Below are 18,270 nucleotides of genomic sequence, written 5' to 3'. Positions count from 1 at the left end.
TGTTCCAATTTACTTGTTTCAATTTATAGGCCGCTTTTAAGATGAAATCTAGCAATGATAGGATCACCACCATGCCACTCAAACAAGCCCGGCAGAACTCATGGCAAGCCCCCCGGCAAAAGCTGAGGCATGAGAGATGAGAACATCATCTGCAAAACGGTTTCTCTTGCCGGTGATTTTAAGTGCCGGATTAGTTGGATTTTTCGCCAGTGGTGCTAATCAGGTGATCAGTTGGCAATTTCTTAGCCAACATTATGAAGCCATCAAATCCCTTAGCATTGATCATTTGTGGCTTGGCTATCTTGTCTATTTTTGCGCCTATAGTCTGGCGGTGGCGTTTTCACTGCCAATTGCAAGCCTGCTTACCCTTGCCGGCGGTGCGATCTTTGGCTGGCCTGCCGTTCTGCTTGTGGTTGGTGCGGCAACGACCGGTGCTGGGCTGGTTTTTGTGGCGGCGCGTACGCTATTAAGTGACCTGCTGCGCCGCCGCGCCGGTGCGTTTTTCAACAAATTAGAAGCTGGCTTTTCCGAAAATGCCTTTTTCTATTTGTTGGCGCTGCGCCTTGTGCCAGCCGCACCATTCTGGGTGGTTAATATTGTGCCCGCCCTGACCCGTATGCCCTTGCCCCAGTTTCTGATTGCAACATTTCTTGGCATTATTCCGGGTAGTGCGGTTTATATTTCGGTTGGACGCGGTTTTGATCATATCCTCGCCGCCGGCAAGACACCTGATCTTAGTGTTTTAACCAGCCCGCAGATTCTGTTGCCCTTGGCAGGGCTTGGAATTTTATCGCTGTTGCCAATCATCACCCGCCGCTGGCGGGCGGTTCAAACATGTCGCAAAAAGGAACCCGGCAATGAAGCAGATTGAGACCGATATTTGCGTGATTGGTGGCGGCTCAGGCGGCCTAAGCCTTGCCGCAGGTGCGGTTCAGATGGGTGCAAATGTTGTGCTGTTTGAAGGCGGCAAAATGGGCGGCGACTGTTTGAACAGCGGCTGCGTCCCGTCCAAAGCGTTGCTGGCCGCCGCCAAGGCAGCCTATCAGGCCAATGGTAATGCGGCGATGGGCATCAAGAATAATCCGCCGCAAATTGATTTTGCCGCAGTAAAAGCGCATTTGGCCAGCGTTATTGCAACGATCGAACCGCATGATTCGATTGCCCGTTTCGAAGCGCTTGGCGTCACCGTTATCCCCGAAATGGCGTATTTTACCGGCCCGCGCGAGGTGCGATCAGCCACAGCATCAGTGCGGGCAAAATATATCGTAATCGCCAGCGGCTCACGGCCAATGCTGCCCCCAATTCCCGGGTTGGATGAGGTTGATTACCACACCAATGAAACAATTTTCGCCGATCGCGAAAAGCCCGATCATTTACTGATTATCGGCGGCGGGCCAATCGGCGTTGAAATGGCACAGGCACATGCGCGCCTTGGCTGTAACGTGACGCTGATTGAGGCCGTCGAAATCATGACCTGCGACGATCCGGAATTAGTAGCGATCCTGCGGCAGGAATTAATCAAATCAGGCGTAAAGCTAATTGAGGGAATTGGCGTTACCGGCCTCTCAAAATCCATAAGAAAGGGCCGATCTGTCATTACCGCCAGCCTTGCCAATGGCAAGCAAGTGACCGGTAGTCATTTATTAATGGCGGTCGGGCGAGAACCGGCGCTGGACAATCTTGGGCTGGACGCTGCCAAGGTTCGCCATAATGGCAAAGGCATTATCACTGACCGGCGGTTACGCGCGAGTAACCGGCATGTTTACGCCATTGGTGATGTTGCCGGACGCCAGCAATTCACGCATATCGCGGGCTATCATGCGGGCATCGTGATCCGCAATATCCTGTTCAAGATACCGGCAAAACTGAATGATGACGTTGTGCCATGGGTTACCTATTGCGACCCGGAATTGGCGCATGTTGGGCTTGGATATCACGATGCAAAGAGCCGTTTTGGCGCAGAAAAAATCACCTTGCTTAGGGCGCCGCTTTCCGGCAATGACCGTGCAATTGCCGAGCAGCGCAGCGAAGGCATGATCAAGATCATCACCCACAAGGATGGACGTATTCTTGGTGCATCAATTCTGGCACCTGCAGCGGGCGAAATGATTTTAGCCTGGAGCCATGCGATTGCGAGCAAGGCCAAGATTGGCAGTATGGCCAACCTGATTGCCCCTTACCCGACCTATGGTGACGCCAGTAAACGGGCGGCTGGCAGCTTTTTCACGAATAAGCTGTTCTCACCGGCAACCCGCCGGCTGGTAGGGTTTTTATTGAAATTCTAGGCGCAGGTTCGACAATCCCCTGACACCAGTTTTTATCGCGCTGATTATCGCGTTCTTTTACGCATCGTTATGTGATGATTGGTCGGCCTATTTCCGCTTGTCATTTCGGGGCAAGACTGTTAGTACCTGTCACGAATTTGAGGCACATGATGACGCCTCGGTCTAGGCGCCGTTGATAAAAGCGCCCGGATGACAAAGAGATGCTGCCATAGCTCCAGCGGTAGAGCGCACCCTTGGTAAGGGTGAGGTCGCGTGTTCGAATCACGCTGGCAGCACCATCCTTTCCTGAAAACAATACGGCCTGAATACACCACGAATTTTAGGTGCCAATCGGCACTTGTTACTGGCGGTTAAGCGGTTAATCCAGCTTTTCGGCAAATCGGGCAATATCCTTGAACAAATTGCCAGCGGCGTATGACTCGTTAAATGACAGTGTCAAAAGCACCGTATCATTGGCATCGTTCAGCACAAGAAACTGGCCACCATGCCCCTGAAAAACAAAGGCCGGCTGACCACCCACCTGATAAACCCATGACTGATAGCCATATTTCCTATCCGGCTTTGGGGTGGCTACCGCATTTTGCATCCCCTCGCTAAAAAACGCGCCAAGGCAGGTATTATTGCGCCTTTCAGTCATGATAAACCGGCCAAAACGCGCCCAATCTTTTGCTGTCATCACAAGGTCTGAAAACGTAACTGTGGTGCCAGATTGATCAGCTGTCCAATGCATATAGCCATCACCGGTGAATTTCTGGAATATGTGCTGATGAAAGACATCACTTAACGGTTTGCCGGCAATATCCTCAACCAGAACCGACAATGCCAGCGTGTCCGATGAATGATAGTTCACCTCCTGACCGGCTGTGCGGGCAGCCACTTTATAGAAAGCCAAAGCACCACGAACATCAGCCGCCCTGGCAAATTTTGCAACGCCCCGCGCCTTTCGGTTAAAACGCTTTTCGTCAGACCGGCCAATTGGACTAACGCCGCTGTTCATTTGCAGGATATTCTTGATCGAGACATCACCATGGGGGATCGTTTTTAAAAAACTGGAATAGGCGCCAGCTTTATCATCAAGTGACTTTATCTTGCCGTCACATAACAGCGCACCAACCGCGGCAGCCGCCGCAGTCTTGCTCATCGACATCCCCATCAACAGGGTGTTGCTATCAATGTTTTTTTCGCTGTTATATCGCTCATAAACAACCTCATCACCCTTTAAAACAATCGCGGCAAGGTTAAATTTATCGGCAAAAATCTGATCCAAAGCTGCATTTGGCACCACCGTAACGGCAGCTGACGGACGCGCGCCATAGACCGCGACATTCACATCAAATTCAGCCAGCTTGCCAGTTTCACCAAGCTGGCTGAAGGCCATAAAATTTCTCAATAGTCGTTTTGGCGGATGATCGGCAGATGCCGCCAAGGGTAAAAGTGACAAAGACGATATCAGCAGACCAAAAACCAGATGCTTCATGACAACAACCCTTAACAACAAAGATGCGCCTGTGCATCTGTTCATCAGTATTGTCGCAACCGTCTCACCGCCGCTATATTATTGTCAATAAAGTTCAGATTTTGCAGATAACCGGCGCGGTTATCCGGCATCGGCCCGTCTTGTGGTGCACTTGAAAACCAGCCGGTCGCTGGCGTTATCCACCCCAACGGCAACCACATCACCATCGTCGAAACTGCCATCCAGCAAGGCTTCGGCAAGCGGGTTTTGCACCTTTGTTTGGATCACCCGTTGCAGTGGACGCGCGCCAAATTGTGGATCATAACCTTTCATTGCCAGCCAGTTCTGTGCCACCTCATCAAGCACAAGTTTTATCCCGCGCTCGTCGAGCCGCTTTTGCAGCCGCGCCATCTGGATGGAAACAATCGCCCCCATATCATCGCGTGATAACCGCCGAAACAGCAAAACTTCATCAAGCCGGTTCAAAAACTCCGGCCGGAACATCCCTCGCATTTCGGCCATGATCTCATCCCGCGCCGCCTCGGCTGGCGCGTCATCATCAAGCGCCAAAAGATGGTCAGCACCAATGTTAGACGTCAGCAGAATCATGGTATTTCGGAAATCGACATGACGCCCCTTGCCATCGGTCAAACGGCCTTCATCCAGCACCTGCAGCAAGATATTGAAAAGATCAGGATGCGCCTTTTCAATCTCGTCAAACAGCACCACCTGATAAGGCCGCCGCCGCACCGCCTCGGTTAGGGCGCCGCCTTCTTCATAGCCAACATAGCCCGGCGGGGCACCGATCAGACGTGCGACCGCGTGTTTTTCCATATATTCGGACATATCAATACGCAATATTGCCGTGTCATCATCAAACAGAAACTCGGCAAGCGCTTTCGCCAGCTCGGTTTTGCCAACACCGGTTGGCCCAAGCATCAAGAAACTGCCCATCGGCTGATTTGGGTCAGCAAGGCCAGCGCGCGCGCGCCGTGTTGCATTCGCAACCGCACGAACCGCGTCCGCCTGTCCAATAATGCGTTTACCGATATAGCTTTCCATTGCCAGCAATTTATCGCGCTCACCCTCCAGCATCTTATCAACCGGAATTCCGGTCCAGTTGCTGATCACTGATGCAATATGCTGGCTGGTGACCTCTTCATGCAGCAATTCAGACGCCGAAACCGCCGCCTCGGCCGCCGCCAATTGCTGGGTTAGAGCCGGTAATTTTCCATAGGTCAATTCGGCCGCAGCCTCAAGGTCACCGTGCCGCTGAGCCACATCAAGCGCATGGCGCGCATCTTCAATGGCCTGTTGCAGGCTAACCACCTCAGCTGTTTTGGCCTTCATCGCATTCCACGCCGCCCCCAGCATTTCAGACTGCTGTTCAAGCATACCGAGCTCTTTTGCAATCGCCTCCAGCCGTTTCAGATCGGGCTTATGCACATCCTTTTGCAAGGCCGCCTGCTCGATTTTCAGCTGCATAATCTGGCGATCCGTCCGGTCAAGATCGGCAGGTTTGCTATCTGCCTCAATCCGCAAGTGACTGGCCGCTTCATCCATAACGTCAATCGCCTTATCGGGCAAAAACCGCTCATTAATATAGCGATGTGACAGACGCGCCGCCGCCACCAGCGCCTCATCGGTTATGCGCACACCGTGATGAAGCTCATATTTTTCCTTCAGCCCGCGCAGCACAAAGATAGTATCGTCAACCGATGGCTCATCAACAAACACCGGCTGAAACCGCCGCGTAAGCGCCGCGTCTTTTTCGACATATTGCCGATATTCATCCAGCGTCGTTGCCCCGATACAACGCAGCTCACCCCGCGCCAATGCCGGCTTTAGCAAATTTGACGCATCCATCGCACCATCAGTTTTGCCAGCACCCACCAGCTGGTGCATTTCGTCGATAAACAAAATGATCTCACCGTCGCGATCCTGCACCTCTTTTAAAACGGATTTCAACCGTTCCTCAAACTCGCCGCGATATTTGGCACCGGCAACCAGCGCGCCCATATCCAGCGACAGCAAGGTCTTATTTGCCAGCGCCTCTGGCACGTCAGCATTGATAATACGCTGTGCCAGCCCCTCGGCAATGGCGGTTTTTCCGACACCGGGCTGGCCGATCAGAACCGGATTATTCTTTGTTCTGCGCGCCAAAATCTGGATCGTACGCCGCACTTCGGCGTCGCGTCCGATCACCGGGTCAAGCTTGCCATTGCGGGCCGCCTCGGTCAGGTCTCTGGTGTATCGTGATAGCGCGTCATAACTATCTTCGGCAGCATCACTATCGGCGGTGCGCCCTTTTCGCATCTCGTCAATCGCGGCCGATAGCGGCGCCGGTTCAACCCCGGCTTTTTTCAGAATTTTGCCAACCGAACCGGTTGATTTCGCCATCGCAAGAAGCAAAAGATCAACCGCAATGAACTGGTCATGGCGCGCCTTAGCCTCGCTTTCGACAGCGGCAAATATACGCGCCAGATCAGCATCAAGCTGCAGCTGACCGGCACCGCTGCCGGTAACTTGCGGTAATTTATCCAATGCGGATTTGACCTGCACCGACAATGACACGCTATCCGCACCAGATTTTGCCAACAGCATTTTGACCGTCATATTATTGTCGCTGAGCAGCGCTGACAGAACATGCTCAGGCGTTAATTTCTGATGATTAGCCGCCAAAGCCGCCGATTGCGCCGCGCCAATGGCATTACGCACCAATGCGGTAAATTTATCACTTTGCATCACATCAATCCCCCGACAGATAATCTTAATATTAGTAAATATTCACATTTATACCCAGCCCCCGAGCATACCCGGCCCCCTTTGCGGCGGCGCCAAAGACAGCGTGCCTTCGCGCACAGTCAGGTCAGCCTAAAGTCGGCCCACTCCCAAAATATTTTCGCCATTGCACAGCCCAGCAGGCACCGGCACACCGGTCGGTCTGTCACTCGATTTCAGGATCACTGGTATGCAATTGATGTGGGAGCATCTGAATATTATTTCAAGTTTTAACACAAAAATAATTAGTCCCCAGCGAACCATTCCCGAACCATATAATTAATCATAGCAGAGGCAAATGATCTTGCCGCTTGTCAGCGCCGCATCATCATGCTGAACTGCGGCATGACGCCCACTCCGACATCACTTTTATCACCCTCGCCAAAACGCCAAATCGGCAACCGCGAATTTGTTATAACCGAATGGCGGTTTTTGCTTTTTGGGCTGTTGATGGCTTTTTGGTCATCATTGGGGCAAACATTTTTCATTTCGCTATTTTCGTCCCAAATCCGAGACACGCTTGACCTAAGTCACGGTGGTTTTGGCAGCTATTATGCAGCCGCAACTACCGCCAGTGCAATCAGCCTGATCTGGCTTGGCAAGCTTGCTGATACGATGCGGCTCGAAAAACTAGCCTTTCTCATCCTGACCGGCCTGTGTTGTGCGGCGATCATGTTCAGCCAGATTTCATCAATCTGGATGCTGGTCGGGGGGCTGTATCTACTGCGCATGTTCGGCCAGGGCATGATGACACATGTTTACACAACGGCAATGGCACGGCGCTATTTCGCCGCGCGCGGGCGGGCTATTTCGATTGCTCAGCTTGGCCACACGCTTAGCGAGTCAATCGGCCCGGCAAGCATTGTCGCACTTCTGGCTTTTTTCGACTGGCGCAGCCTCTGGATTGGCCTGCCGGCTATCGCTTTTATAACCCTTGCGCCGTTCCTGCGTTACCTTACACAGCGCACCGGCTTGCAGGATGGCGAGGGCCTTGAAGGGCTTGGCGTCAATTCGTCTGATAATTCTGCATCCGGTGCCGGCCTATCCGGCTCTGACCACGCTCAACCCCAAAAAAAGCAGTGGCGCCGCACCGAGGTTATTCGCGATCCGGCTTTCTGGCTGGCGTTTATATGGCTGGCGGCAGTGCCATCCTTTGTTCTGACCGGTCTGTTATTTCACCAGATTTATTTAGCCGAGGCAAAAGGCGTTGCCTTATCCACATGGACAGCAAGCTACGCGCTTTATGCGCTTTTTGCTGTTATCGGCAGCTTAAGCATTGGTCAATTGATCGACCGGTTTTCGGCACGCCTCGTTGCGCCGCATACGCTTTTGCCGAACAGCCTTGCCTGTCTTGCCTTATGGTTGGGGTCGGCTGAGATTGGCGTGCCGCTATTTTTCATTCTGTTTGGCTTGGCAATCGGTATGCCGCACGCAACCAACGCCGCCCTGACAGCCGAGGTTTATGGCACTCGCTATATGGGCGAGATCAAAGCGATGCTTTTGCCGGTTGCAGTATTTGCCTCAGCCCTATCGCCAATGTTAATGGGGTGGATGATTGATGCAGGTCTTGGGCTTGGCGCGGTTTTGGGGATGAATATTGCGCTTGCGGGTGGTGCTCAGCTCATGGCGATGCTTGTCTTGCATTATCGAAAACCTTTGTGAATGATAGACGTTATGGATTTTCGTCGCCTAATCATCATTGCCGCGCTTGTTACCGGTCTGTTGCCGCCGCATTCGGCATCTGCCGCCACCAAGAGCTTTACCGTTGATGGCGACGACTGGCCCGGTTTTTGGTTTAGTTGTGAATTCGCCCAGCGGCAACGCGCCCCGGACGATGAATGCAAGATGTTTGATGATGAGGGCTTTCAGCTTGCAGAGGGTAGATTGCGGTATATCAGGATGCTTGGCTCGACTGAAACCGCCTGCCGCAGCAACAAAAAGGGGCAGTGTTTTTCATCTAGCCTGCCAGCAATCCGCATTTCGCGAACCGATCGGGGCAAATTGAGCCTTGGTGACAAGCTGTTCACGGTTCGTTATTTTGGCTGCTCACAGACATATTACTTCACCGATACGCCGAGCTACCGAGAAATCTGGCCCGATGAAAAACGCTGTTTTTGGGCGAGTAAACGACGCTTTTATATCGCCCCCTATCATGGCAAAGTGACCATCATCGAGTAAATGCCTTAACGCCATTTTCAAACGAGCGAAATCAATGACACCGACGCCTGAAGACGCCCTGATTTGTCATCCCGACACCGGTTTTATCACGGTGGCCGGTGATGAGGCTTGTGCCTTTTTGCAATCCATCATCACGGCAAATGTTGAAACGCTGGCAGTAGGCGCGTGCCGCCCTAGTGCGTTGCTAACCCCGCAAGGGCGCGTATTGATCGACATGATGGTTTACCGGCTTGGCAAGAGCCGGTTTCTGTTGCGAAGTGATGCGACGCGGCGCGATGATCTGTTTACCCGGCTTCGCCGCTATCGACTGCGGCGTCCAATTGATCTGGCGGTTGAACCTGATATCAGGCTGCTGCTAATACCGGGCGTGCCAACGCCGGATATGGATGGGGTTTTGGGCAGCATCAACCCAATTATGGCCTGCCCCGACCCGCGCAGTTCCAGCCTTGGCACCCATTGCCTTGTCGAGGCGCGTGATTTGCCAGCCAAAAGCGGCAGGATTGATCACTGGCACACCAAACGAATTGCCGCCGCCATTCCCGAAGGACCGGTTGATCTAACCCCGGAACGGGCATTGATGCTTGAGGCCGGACTCGACCGGCTTGGCGCGGTTGATTTCGACAAGGGCTGTTATGTCGGGCAGGAGGTAACCGCCCGAACACACTATCGCGGCCTCGTAAAACGCCGCCTTGTACCGCTGATTGTATGGGGGGCGCCGCCACCGGTTGATAGTGAGATCATTGTGAACGAAAAATCCATCGGCAACAGCAAAACTTCAGCGCCATACACCATCCCAGCATCTGCCACGCCCAATAATAACAGCCAGAATCATGATGGCCAGAGTGGTGACAGCCAGTCTTCACCTGATCTCCCATCTTCGATTTGCTTGGCATTGTTAAAGCTAAGTGACATTCACCTTGTCCTGGACGATGAAGCACATAATCGCCTGAGCGTTAATGGCGAGGCGGCTGAACTGGCCTTGCCCGATTGGATGCTGCCATTGCCGCGCCCGGCGAAAGCATAATTACTCGCGTATCATGAAAGGCTAGCTACCGCCGCCAAAAAGGGCATCCGCCGCTGACTGGATTTTTGTCTTTTCATCAATCAGCGTTTTAACATGCGCGATCTCGGCCTTCATTGCCGCAACATAAGCGTCTAAATCTTCGATATTCCAACGCTGCATATCAGCTGGCAATCCAGCTGGTTTCAACCGATCCAATTCATCATCCATTACCTGCTCCTCGAATTTAACGCCGGTTTTGAGGTTGTTTTGCTGTCAATTTGCACTTTTTATTGGCTTCGGGGAAGGCAGGCTTTGCAATATTGTGCAATCACGCCTATAATACGGCGACGTTTTCACTTAATCACAATGAATGAAACGCACCTGGCTAGCCCATGTCTATCGCGGCGCCGGCTAGGGCGGCAATAGGTAAGACATATGACACAATTATTAATGCCGAAAGCAACTGCCGTATGGCTGATTGATAACACCGCGTTGTCTTTTGACCAGATTGGTGCCTTTTGCAACCTTCATCCGCTAGAGGTTCAGTCAATTGCCGATGGCGAAGCCGGCGTTGGTATTCAAGGCTATGACCCGATTTTGAACGGTCAGCTTACCCGCCAAGAACTTGACCGTTGCGAGGCTGATCAAACGGCTGTTCTGGTGCTAGCAACGTCAAATCTGCCAACACCGAATCGGCGTACAAAGGGCCCGCGTTACGTTCCAGTTGCACGGCGCGGCGATAAACCCGATGCGATCATGTGGCTGGTCAAACACCATTCAGAATTGAAAGATTCACAGATCATCAAACTGATTGGCACAACCAAGGAAACCATTGCGAAAATTCGTGATCGGTCGCATTGGAATATCGCCAATATCACCGCAAAACATCCAGCCATGCTGGGCCTTTGCCGGCAGGATGATCTGGACGCCGCGATTGAAAAGGCTGGTGGGTCGACCCAGACCGAAGAGCAGGTCTCAAATATGTCGGAATTGCCATAGGCAGCAAACCCCGCACATGACGCGAAGGAGCGGTATGTGGACCAAGACACCGAAGATATGCAACGCCATATCCAGCATCAGATTGCAGCGATGGAAAGCGAACATCGTGATCTTGACTCGGTGATTGAACGGCTTGGCGAGGTTTTGCCTTTTGATCAGCTAAAACTGCAACGGCTTAAAAAACGGAAGCTTGTATTAAAGGACGAGATGGCACGATTACGAAGCCGGATTTTGCCGGATATCATTGCCTGAGGGGGATAAATCGCGCAAGCTAGCGACGGGGGCATCTACCCGCCTCCAAATACCGCTATCGTATCATTAATTCCATTCCGGATATTCCAAGATTTGAATTGAGACTTTTATGACCGCTAAACCCTCTTCCCCCCGCATTGCCATTTGTATGGGCAGCCAATCGGACTGGCCGACGATGAAGGCAGCGGCTGATATTCTGGCTGAATTTGACGCGGCGCATGAGGTCAAAATCATTTCCGCGCACCGAACCCCGACCCGCCTTGCCGGTTTTGCCGAAACCGCCCATGAAAATGGCTTTGGCGTGATCATTGCTGGTGCTGGCGGTGCGGCGCACTTGCCCGGGATGATTGCCGCCCATACTCATCTTCCGGTGCTTGGCGTGCCGATTGAATCCGCCTCGTTGAAAGGCATGGACTCGCTGCTATCAATTGTGCAAATGCCGGCTGGGGTTCCTGTTGGCACCCTCGCCATCGGCGTTGCCGGCGCGAAAAACGCCGCCCTGCTGGCAGTGCAGATACTGGCATTATCCGATCCGGTGCTTGGCAACAAGCTAGTCGAATGGCGTCAGCACCAGACCAATAATGTCGCCGAAGCGCCGGAATAATCCATTGATCTATACGCCGCAAAAAACCATTGGAATTCTTGGTAGTGGACAGCTTGGCCGGATGCTCGTAATTGCGGCTAGCCAACTGGGGTTTCGTACGCATGTTTATGCCCCCGATGCAAAAGACAGTCCGGCCGGTGACATCGCGCATAATTTCACCGAGGCGGCCTATGATGATTTGGACGCGCTTGCCGTATTTGCTAGCCAAATTGATGCTGTCACGAGCGAATTTGAAAATGTACCCGCCAGCACAATGACGTTTCTGGCCAAACATTGCCTTGCCAGCCCGGGCGAAGCGGCTCTCCATACCGCACAGCATCGCATCCGAGAAAAGACATTGGCGCGCGATCTTGGAATTGAAACACCCGCCTTTTGGCAAATTACCACTGCTGCTGATCTTGCGGATGCAATGGCCGAACTCAATGGTGATGGGGTGTTGAAGACGTGTCAGCTTGGCTATGACGGCAAAGGGCAAATCCGGCTCCGGCAAGGTGATAATTTAGACGCCGCATTTGCCGCACTTGGCACTGATGATGCAATCCTCGAAGAAATGGTTGCGTTTACCGCCGAGGCCAGTTTTCTTGTCGCGCGCGCCGCCGATACTAGTATTTCCCTTTTTCCGGCCAGCCTGAATGACCATAAAAACGGTATCCTGGCAACATCGGTGGCCCCTGCCAATTTGCCTGATGCCATTGTCGCCGCGGGTCAAAATGCCGTGCGAAAACTGGCCGAGGCATTGAATGTTACCGGTCTTTTGGCGTTGGAAACCTTTATTACCAAAGATAACCGCTTGCTTTTCAATGAAATCGCCCCGCGGCCGCATAATTCGTTTCACTGGACAATCGAAGGTTGCGCCAGCTCGCAATTTACCCAATTGATCCGCGCCGTTGCTGGGATGCCGCTTGGCAGCACCAAGTGCTATGGACAATGGCAGATGGATAATTTACTCGGCGAGGATATGACCCGGCTTGATGCGCTGGCCAAAACCGAGGGCCTGCATCTGCATCTCTATGGTAAGGCCGAGGCCAAAACCGGCCGCAAAATGGGCCATACAAACCGGCAGATCAAGGACCCGGCGTAAACCGGACAAGTTAATTATTTTTTGCCAAGACTAGTCAGGTCAAACGGTGTTGCCTGATAGAGATCATTAATCCAGTTTGCCATCAGCAAAAAGGCGAAGGGCCGCCAGTTATTAATCGGCGGCTGTGATGGATCATCCTGCGGATAATAGTTCTGCGGCAAGGCCGTATTCAGACCAGCAGCGACATCGCGCTGATACTCATCGCCAAGCGTTGTAGCGTCATATTCAAGATGGTTAAACAAGAACAGATCACCCGTTGCCGGATCACGCACCATTCCCGCACCACACGCACCGCCTTCGGCCAGAACATCCAGACCAGCCGCCGCCAGATCTTCACTGCGGTTCATCGTATAACGCGATGCCGGCATTGGAAATCTATCGGTAAAGCCATTCATCAACCGGCCCGAAACATCGCTTAGCCCATGTTCGAAAATGCCGAAAAGTTTTGCGCCAAGCTCATATTTCGGCACGTGATGAAAATGCCACAACAATGCCTGTGCCCCCCAGCAAATGCCAAGCCGGCGGAAACAGTGCGTGCGCGACCATTCCATGATTTCGGTCAATTCCGGCCAATAGGTCACCTCTTCAAAAGGCAGGGTTTCAACCGGCGCACCAGTTACGATCAAAGCGTCAAAATAGTCGTCACGCACATCATCCAGCTGGCGATAAAACCGGCGCAAATAGCCGGGCTCGGTATTGCGCGGCGTATAGCTAGCGGTGGTCATCAGGATCATTTCAACCTGCAACGGCGAATTCCCAAACAAACGGGCAAACTGGATTTCAGTATCGCGTTTTTTCGGCATCAGATTGAGCAAAAGCAACCTTAATGGCCGGATATCCTGACTAACCGCCTGATGCTGCGGCATGATATCAACCGATTCGGCATGCAGCTCTTCGAGCGCCGGCAAATTATCAGGTACTCTAATCGGCATAGAGGCTCCTTTTGGTAATCACCATCCGGTGATGATGATCGACAAATCTGATCGCGGCTCACCCCGCACATCTTACCGCGTTATACCGATTTTCTGCCCAATGTCCAATGCAGCAAAACATGCTCAAGCATCTCGCTGGCAGGGTTATGACGGCTCCTGTTGAGGGGCTAAAATCTAGTGAACGAATACTCTGATACTGACGAGTTACGGTGGATAACGGGCTAGCGCGAATGCCGCCGACCCAAACCTTGGATTATGCCGCTGGCAAAACGCTCACCAGCCGCCATCATTGTGCGCACCGGTTTGGTAATTTTGGGGATGCGAGCAATATCGGCAAGTCGCCGATCAAGAAACGCAACCGTCCCGTCTATATTACCGCTATTATCTGCCAGCCAGGCCAACATGGTGGCACTATAAACGGCGGCCAAAGACCCCCGTTTTGTATAGAAAGAAAAGCTGGTATCACGCTGGCCTGCAGCGCGCCACATCGCATCGACTGTTTCATATAATAGTGTGGCCGATAATTTCGCATTGACTGGCATTGCCAATATACTAAGCGCGCGACGGACCGCATCCTTTTCCGGCTGGGCGATCTCAAGCCGCAAAAGCACCAATGCACGGATCGTCAAATGCACCTTATCAGGGCGTTGCGGAAGCGCCATAAACGCCTCAACCATTGCGTGATCAGCAAGACGGGAATGAAGGGCGATTGCGTCAATCGCGCCGCGCGGGAACGCCGCATGAACAGCATCGGGCTCATATCCCGAATCGGCGGCACCAGCAAGCAGCGCTGCCTCACCCCATCCGTCAAATGGCACATGCAGCATTGATGCACGCAAAATCGCAACAGCATAAGGATTAGGCTGGAAATAATCATCTTGCATGGATGGTTTCCTTGAATTTCCTTTGGATAAGAGGTTTACGCCAAACGCTGCGATATTAGAGACAATTCCCCGATATAAGCCCCCGATATAAGCCCCCGCCTTGCCTTTTATCATATAAGGCTCGTTTCGAGATCGCCTTCGCATCATACCTCAGCATTATATAGGTATATTGCGGCGCATTGCCAGCCCGGCGACGAAAGATGGTGGTTTAATGTTTGCAACTTATGATCGGCTATGATAAACAACGCGCCTACTCAAAACGGATTATCAGCAATCTTTAGAAGGGATGTGAAAGACGTGTACGTCACCGTTAGAGACAATAATGTTGACCAGGCACTGCGTGTTCTGAAAAAGAAAATGCAGCGCGAAGGTGTGTTCCGCGAAATGAAAAATCGCCGGTCCTATGAAAAGCCATCCGAGCGCCGCGCGCGCGAGGCTGCCGAGTCAACCCGTCGGGTGCGCAAATTAATGCGCAAACGTTTGGAACGCGAGGGCTACTAGACCAAGCAGAGCTTGGTTAGGTCCTACAACATAAAAGCCGCCAACCAGTTGGCGGTTTTTTCATATGTAGCAGGCAGCCAAGCCCTGTCGGCAATCAGGAAAGCTTCGGTTCTGGCTTGTCTTGGTTTTGGCTTGCATAGTCACAACCAATCGGCCAAAACAATGAGGCTAAACGACTTTTTTATGTGCATGATGGAACCTACAAGATGATAATTGGTGCTCCGAAGGAAATAGCTGTTGATGAAAAGCGCGTCGCCATGACGCCCGACAGTGCCACACAATTGCAAAAGCTTGGATATGATTGTCTTGTGCAGTCAGGGGCTGGTGTCGATGCCGGATTTTCTGATGCGGCCTATGAAAAGGCGGGCGTCAAAATTGCCAAAACCGCCGAAGACCTGTGGAAGACTGCTGACATCATTACCAAGGTACGGCCGCCAGAAGCAGCCGAGGTTAAGCTGCTGACGAAGGGCAAGCTGCTAATATCGTTCTTTTATCCAGCGCAAAACACAGACCAGATGGCTTTGATCGCGAAACATAACGCCAATGTCATCGCAATGGATATGGTTCCAAGAATCAGCCGCGCACAGAAAATGGACGCGCTATCATCAATGGCAAACATTGCCGGATACCGCTCGGTGATCGAGGCTGGTAATAATTTCGGCCGCTTTTTCACCGGACAGATCACTGCCGCTGGCAAAGTTCCGCCAGCAAAGGTGCTGATTGTTGGTGCCGGCGTTGCAGGCTTGGCCGCGATCGGGACAGCAACTTCGCTTGGCGCGATTACCTATGCGTTTGATGTACGGCCTGAAGTTGCCGAACAGATCGAGTCGATGGGCGCCGAGTTTGTCTATCTTGATTTTGAAGAGGCACAGCAGGACGGCGCCGCGACCGGCGGGTATGCAGCGCCATCAAGCCCTGAGTTTCGTGAAAAGCAGTTGGAAAAGTTTCGCGAATTAGCGCCTGAGATTGATATTGTTATCACCACGGCGCTGATTCCGGGCAGAGACGCACCAAAGCTATGGCTGGCCGATATGGTCGCGGCCATGAAACCCGGATCGGTCATTGTTGATTTGGCGGCCGAGCGGGGCGGCAATTGCGATCTGACCGTTCCGAATGAGAAAGTCATTACCGAGAACGGCGTTACCATTGTCGGTTACACCGATTTTCCAAGCCGTATGGCCGCGCAATCCTCGACCCTTTATGCAACAAATATTCGCCATATGATGGCAGATCTGACACCCGAAAAGAACGGTCAGACTGTTCATAATATGGAAGATGATGTTATCCGCGGTGCGACAGTAACATATGATGGGTCAGTTACATTCCCGCCACCTGCACCAAAAGTTCAAGCGATTGCCGCCAAGCCAAAGGAAAAAGTGCCCGAGCGTACTGCCGAGCAAATCCGCGCTGATGAAATTGCGGCGTTCAAGCAAACGACCAAAAATCAGGTTTTGCTTTTGACCATTGGTGGCGCGTTGTTGCTGGCGGTTGGGGCTTATGCACCCGCCAGCTTCATGCAGCATTTCATCGTCTTTGTCCTATCGGTATTTGTCGGGTTCCAGGTCATCTGGAACGTCAGCCACTCACTGCACACACCGTTGATGGCTGTTACGAATGCGATTTCATCGATTATCATTCTTGGCGCTATCTTGCAGATCGGCTCAAGCAGCTTTTTGGTGACCGTACTTGCAGCAATTTCCGTATTTTTTGCCGGCATTAATATTTTCGGCGGCTTCCTCGTAACACGTCGCATGCTTGCCATGTTCCAGAAATCTTAAGGAGGCCAGAACGATGGATTTAGGCTTCACCACAGCTGTTTATGTTGTCGCTGCAATTTTGTTCATTCTGTCACTTGGCGGGCTATCCGGTCAGGAAAGTGCAAAGCGCGCAGTATGGTATGGTATTTTTGGCATGGGGCTGGCGGTCTTGGCGACCGTCATTGGGCCTGGTGCTGGCTTATGGCAGCTAACCGCTGTATTGGTCGCTATTGGCGGACTTATCGGCTATCAACTGGCATCGAAGGTTGAAATGACCCAGATGCCAGAGCTGGTTGCTGGTATGCACGCATTGGTTGGTCTGGCCGCTGTCTTTGTCGGGTTTAACGCGCATTTCGAGCTTGCCAACGTCATGACGATGGATGACATGGCAAAGAAGGCACTTGAGGGCTTTGCTGCATTGCTGGCAAAGAAATCTGGCGCCGAGATCAATATTTTACGGGTTGAGGCATCGCTTGGTATCTGGATTGGTGCCGTCACCTTTACCGGCTCGGTTATTGCCTATGGTAAATTATCTGGCAAAGTCACATCAGCTGCAACCAAACTTCCCGGTGGACACCTATTGAACGCCACCGCGGCCGTATCATCTTTGGCCTGTCTTGTTTGGTATCTGACATCTGGCGCGTTATTGCCGCTGGTCATTCTGACGGTCTTGGCGCTATTCATCGGCTATCATTTGATCATGGGCATCGGCGGCGCCGATATGCCGGTGGTTGTATCAATGCTGAATTCATATTCAGGGTGGGCGGCCGCGGCGATTGGCTTTAGCCTTGGCAATGATTTGTTGATCGTTGTTGGTGCGCTGGTTGGCTCGTCAGGCGCGATCCTGTCCTATATCATGTGTAAGGCGATGAACCGCTCATTCGTCAGCGTTATCCTTGGCGGATTTGGCGGCACGGCTGGCCCGCAAATGGAAGTTGAAGGCGAGCAGATCGCCATTGATGCTGACGGCGTTGCCGCTGCCCTCGACGATGCCGAAAGCATCGTTATCATTCCAGGTTATGGCATGGCGGTGGCGCAGGCCCAGCAAAATGTTGCCGAACTCACCAGACGGCTTCGGGCAAAGGGCAAGACCGTGCGCTTTGCAATCCATCCTGTTGCTGGCCGGCTTCCGGGGCATATGAATGTGCTGCTTGCAGAAGCAAAAGTGCCATATGACATCGTCCTCGAGATGGATGAAATCAATGATGATTTCCCAAGCACCGACGTTGCCATCGTGATTGGCTCGAACGATATTGTAAACCCAGCAGCACAAGATGACCCCAACAGCCCAATCGCCGGTATGCCGGTTCTGGAATGCTGGAAAGCAAAGCAGGTATTTGTGTCGAAGCGGGGCCAAGGCACCGGATATTCGGGCATCGAAAATCCGCTGTTTTTCAAGGAAAACACGCGCATGTTCTATGGTGATGCCAAGGCGTCACTCGACCAGCTTTTAACGCTTATCTCGAGCAGCTAATTCGCCGTTGATCATCTGAACAGCACGCAAAATGCACGCATTTGCGTGACGCCGCCATTATTGGCCGCCGCTTACTTGTGTCT

The 18,270-nt window shown here is 52.5% G+C and carries 17 protein-coding genes and 1 tRNA gene; 13 read left to right on the top strand and 5 right to left on the bottom strand.

Annotated elements, in window-relative coordinates; all coding sequences use genetic code 11:
• Window positions 1–136: 136 nt before the first annotated feature.
• The 3 genes from AB8881_09025 to AB8881_09015 all read left to right on the top strand — a co-directional run bounded on the left by AB8881_09025 (window position 137) and on the right by AB8881_09015 (window position 2,563).
• Window positions 137–871: a TVP38/TMEM64 family protein gene (locus tag AB8881_09025; protein ID XDZ62686.1), complete on the top strand. Its 735-nt coding sequence runs from the start codon at window positions 137–139 to the stop codon at window positions 869–871.
• Window positions 858–2,285: an NAD(P)/FAD-dependent oxidoreductase gene (locus AB8881_09020; protein ID XDZ62685.1), complete on the top strand. Its 1,428-nt coding sequence runs from the start codon at window positions 858–860 to the stop codon at window positions 2,283–2,285. The genes AB8881_09025 and AB8881_09020 overlap by 14 nt, the downstream gene beginning before the upstream one ends.
• A 202-nt stretch (window positions 2,286–2,487) precedes the next feature.
• A tRNA-Thr gene (locus AB8881_09015) sits at window positions 2,488–2,563 on the top strand.
• A gap of 80 nt (window positions 2,564–2,643) precedes the next feature.
• On the opposite strand, the gene AB8881_09010 is transcribed toward AB8881_09015, so the two are convergent.
• A complete protein-coding gene (locus tag AB8881_09010; protein XDZ62684.1) occupies window positions 2,644–3,762 on the bottom strand; it encodes a serine hydrolase domain-containing protein in 1,119 nt (372 codons plus the stop codon).
• 120 nt (window positions 3,763–3,882) lie between these two features.
• On the bottom strand, window positions 3,883–6,486 hold the full coding sequence (gene clpB, locus AB8881_09005) for an ATP-dependent chaperone ClpB (protein ID XDZ62683.1): 2,604 nt from the start codon (window positions 6,484–6,486) through the stop codon (window positions 3,883–3,885).
• A gap of 381 nt (window positions 6,487–6,867) precedes the next feature.
• Between clpB and AB8881_09000 the strand changes: the two genes are divergently transcribed.
• From AB8881_09000 to AB8881_08990, 3 genes are read left to right on the top strand one after another with little or no spacing between them, the layout of a single operon-like run.
• A complete protein-coding gene (locus AB8881_09000) occupies window positions 6,868–8,184 on the top strand; it encodes an MFS transporter (GenBank protein ID XDZ62682.1) in 1,317 nt (438 codons plus the stop codon).
• Between the two features lie 12 nt (window positions 8,185–8,196).
• Window positions 8,197–8,700: a hypothetical protein gene (locus AB8881_08995; protein XDZ62681.1), complete on the top strand. Its 504-nt coding sequence runs from the start codon at window positions 8,197–8,199 to the stop codon at window positions 8,698–8,700.
• Between the two features lie 34 nt (window positions 8,701–8,734).
• The gene (locus AB8881_08990; protein XDZ62680.1) at window positions 8,735–9,724 is read left to right on the top strand and encodes a folate-binding protein YgfZ; all 990 of its coding nucleotides are present in this window, start codon (window positions 8,735–8,737) and stop codon (window positions 9,722–9,724) included.
• 21 nt (window positions 9,725–9,745) lie between these two features.
• On the opposite strand, the gene AB8881_08985 is transcribed toward AB8881_08990, so the two are convergent.
• Window positions 9,746–9,931 (bottom strand): DUF1192 domain-containing protein, encoded by a 186-nt coding sequence (locus tag AB8881_08985; GenBank protein XDZ62679.1) that lies wholly within the window; start codon window positions 9,929–9,931, stop codon window positions 9,746–9,748.
• Between the two features lie 207 nt (window positions 9,932–10,138).
• Between AB8881_08985 and AB8881_08980 the strand changes: the two genes are divergently transcribed.
• The 4 genes from AB8881_08980 to AB8881_08965 all read left to right on the top strand — a co-directional run bounded on the left by AB8881_08980 (window position 10,139) and on the right by AB8881_08965 (window position 12,639).
• Window positions 10,139–10,702 carry a DUF1013 domain-containing protein gene (locus tag AB8881_08980; GenBank protein XDZ62678.1) on the top strand — a complete coding sequence of 188 codons (564 nt, stop codon included), beginning with the start codon at window positions 10,139–10,141 and terminating at the stop codon, window positions 10,700–10,702.
• Window positions 10,703–10,759: 57 nt separating this feature from the next.
• Entirely contained in the window at window positions 10,760–10,954 is a 195-nt protein-coding gene (locus tag AB8881_08975; GenBank protein XDZ64542.1) for a YdcH family protein, read from the top strand.
• 109 nt (window positions 10,955–11,063) lie between these two features.
• Window positions 11,064–11,558: a 5-(carboxyamino)imidazole ribonucleotide mutase gene (gene purE / locus AB8881_08970; protein XDZ62677.1), complete on the top strand. Its 495-nt coding sequence runs from the start codon at window positions 11,064–11,066 to the stop codon at window positions 11,556–11,558.
• Window positions 11,536–12,639, top strand: a complete 1,104-nt coding sequence (locus AB8881_08965) for a 5-(carboxyamino)imidazole ribonucleotide synthase (protein ID XDZ62676.1) — start codon at window positions 11,536–11,538, stop codon at window positions 12,637–12,639. The genes purE and AB8881_08965 overlap by 23 nt, the downstream gene beginning before the upstream one ends.
• 14 nt (window positions 12,640–12,653) lie before the next feature.
• Here the strand turns inward: AB8881_08965 and metA are convergent, their stop codons facing one another.
• Window positions 12,654–13,571, bottom strand: a complete 918-nt coding sequence (gene metA, locus AB8881_08960; protein XDZ62675.1) for a homoserine O-succinyltransferase — start codon at window positions 13,569–13,571, stop codon at window positions 12,654–12,656.
• A gap of 221 nt (window positions 13,572–13,792) precedes the next feature.
• Window positions 13,793–14,455 (bottom strand): COQ9 family protein, encoded by a 663-nt coding sequence (locus AB8881_08955; protein XDZ62674.1) that lies wholly within the window; start codon window positions 14,453–14,455, stop codon window positions 13,793–13,795.
• A 297-nt stretch (window positions 14,456–14,752) separates the two neighbouring features.
• Here AB8881_08955 and rpsU point away from each other — a divergent pair, with 297 nt between their 5' ends.
• From rpsU to AB8881_08940, 3 genes are all read left to right on the top strand, one after another.
• Window positions 14,753–14,956: a 30S ribosomal protein S21 gene (gene rpsU / locus AB8881_08950; GenBank protein ID XDZ64541.1), complete on the top strand. Its 204-nt coding sequence runs from the start codon at window positions 14,753–14,755 to the stop codon at window positions 14,954–14,956.
• Between the two features lie 206 nt (window positions 14,957–15,162).
• Window positions 15,163–16,734, top strand: coding sequence for a Re/Si-specific NAD(P)(+) transhydrogenase subunit alpha (locus tag AB8881_08945; GenBank protein XDZ62673.1), 1,572 nt, complete (start codon window positions 15,163–15,165; stop codon window positions 16,732–16,734).
• Between the two features lie 13 nt (window positions 16,735–16,747).
• Window positions 16,748–18,187, top strand: a complete 1,440-nt coding sequence (locus tag AB8881_08940; GenBank protein XDZ62672.1) for an NAD(P)(+) transhydrogenase (Re/Si-specific) subunit beta — start codon at window positions 16,748–16,750, stop codon at window positions 18,185–18,187.
• The last annotated feature ends 83 nt before the right edge of the window (window positions 18,188–18,270 follow it).

The sequence above is a fragment of the Alphaproteobacteria bacterium LSUCC0396 genome, assembly GCA_041228345.1.
Taxonomy (GTDB): Bacteria; Pseudomonadota; Alphaproteobacteria; order Puniceispirillales; family Puniceispirillaceae; genus UBA3439.
The sequence above is the reverse complement of the archived record's forward strand: the minus strand, read 5'-3'. Positions and strand labels throughout refer to the sequence as shown.

What these genes read in the sequence shown, in the direction of transcription:
- AB8881_09025 (XDZ62686.1), top strand. Translation starts at nt 137, where the DNA reads ATGAGAACATCATCTGCAAAACGGTTTCTCTTGCCGGTGATTTTAAGT.
- AB8881_09020 (XDZ62685.1), top strand. Translation starts at nt 858, where the DNA reads ATGAAGCAGATTGAGACCGATATTTGCGTGATTGGTGGCGGCTCAGGC.
- AB8881_09010 (XDZ62684.1), bottom strand. Translation starts at nt 3,762, where the DNA reads ATGAAGCATCTGGTTTTTGGTCTGCTGATATCGTCTTTGTCACTTTTA.
- clpB (XDZ62683.1), bottom strand. Translation starts at nt 6,486, where the DNA reads ATGCAAAGTGATAAATTTACCGCATTGGTGCGTAATGCCATTGGCGCG.
- AB8881_09000 (XDZ62682.1), top strand. Translation starts at nt 6,868, where the DNA reads ATGACGCCCACTCCGACATCACTTTTATCACCCTCGCCAAAACGCCAA.
- AB8881_08995 (XDZ62681.1), top strand. Translation starts at nt 8,197, where the DNA reads ATGGATTTTCGTCGCCTAATCATCATTGCCGCGCTTGTTACCGGTCTG.
- AB8881_08990 (XDZ62680.1), top strand. Translation starts at nt 8,735, where the DNA reads ATGACACCGACGCCTGAAGACGCCCTGATTTGTCATCCCGACACCGGT.
- AB8881_08985 (XDZ62679.1), bottom strand. Translation starts at nt 9,931, where the DNA reads ATGGATGATGAATTGGATCGGTTGAAACCAGCTGGATTGCCAGCTGAT.
- AB8881_08980 (XDZ62678.1), top strand. Translation starts at nt 10,139, where the DNA reads ATGACACAATTATTAATGCCGAAAGCAACTGCCGTATGGCTGATTGAT.
- AB8881_08975 (XDZ64542.1), top strand. Translation starts at nt 10,760, where the DNA reads ATGCAACGCCATATCCAGCATCAGATTGCAGCGATGGAAAGCGAACAT.
- purE (XDZ62677.1), top strand. Translation starts at nt 11,064, where the DNA reads ATGACCGCTAAACCCTCTTCCCCCCGCATTGCCATTTGTATGGGCAGC.
- AB8881_08965 (XDZ62676.1), top strand. Translation starts at nt 11,536, where the DNA reads ATGTCGCCGAAGCGCCGGAATAATCCATTGATCTATACGCCGCAAAAA.
- metA (XDZ62675.1), bottom strand. Translation starts at nt 13,571, where the DNA reads ATGCCGATTAGAGTACCTGATAATTTGCCGGCGCTCGAAGAGCTGCAT.
- AB8881_08955 (XDZ62674.1), bottom strand. Translation starts at nt 14,455, where the DNA reads ATGCAAGATGATTATTTCCAGCCTAATCCTTATGCTGTTGCGATTTTG.
- AB8881_08945 (XDZ62673.1), top strand. Translation starts at nt 15,163, where the DNA reads ATGATAATTGGTGCTCCGAAGGAAATAGCTGTTGATGAAAAGCGCGTC.
- AB8881_08940 (XDZ62672.1), top strand. Translation starts at nt 16,748, where the DNA reads ATGGATTTAGGCTTCACCACAGCTGTTTATGTTGTCGCTGCAATTTTG.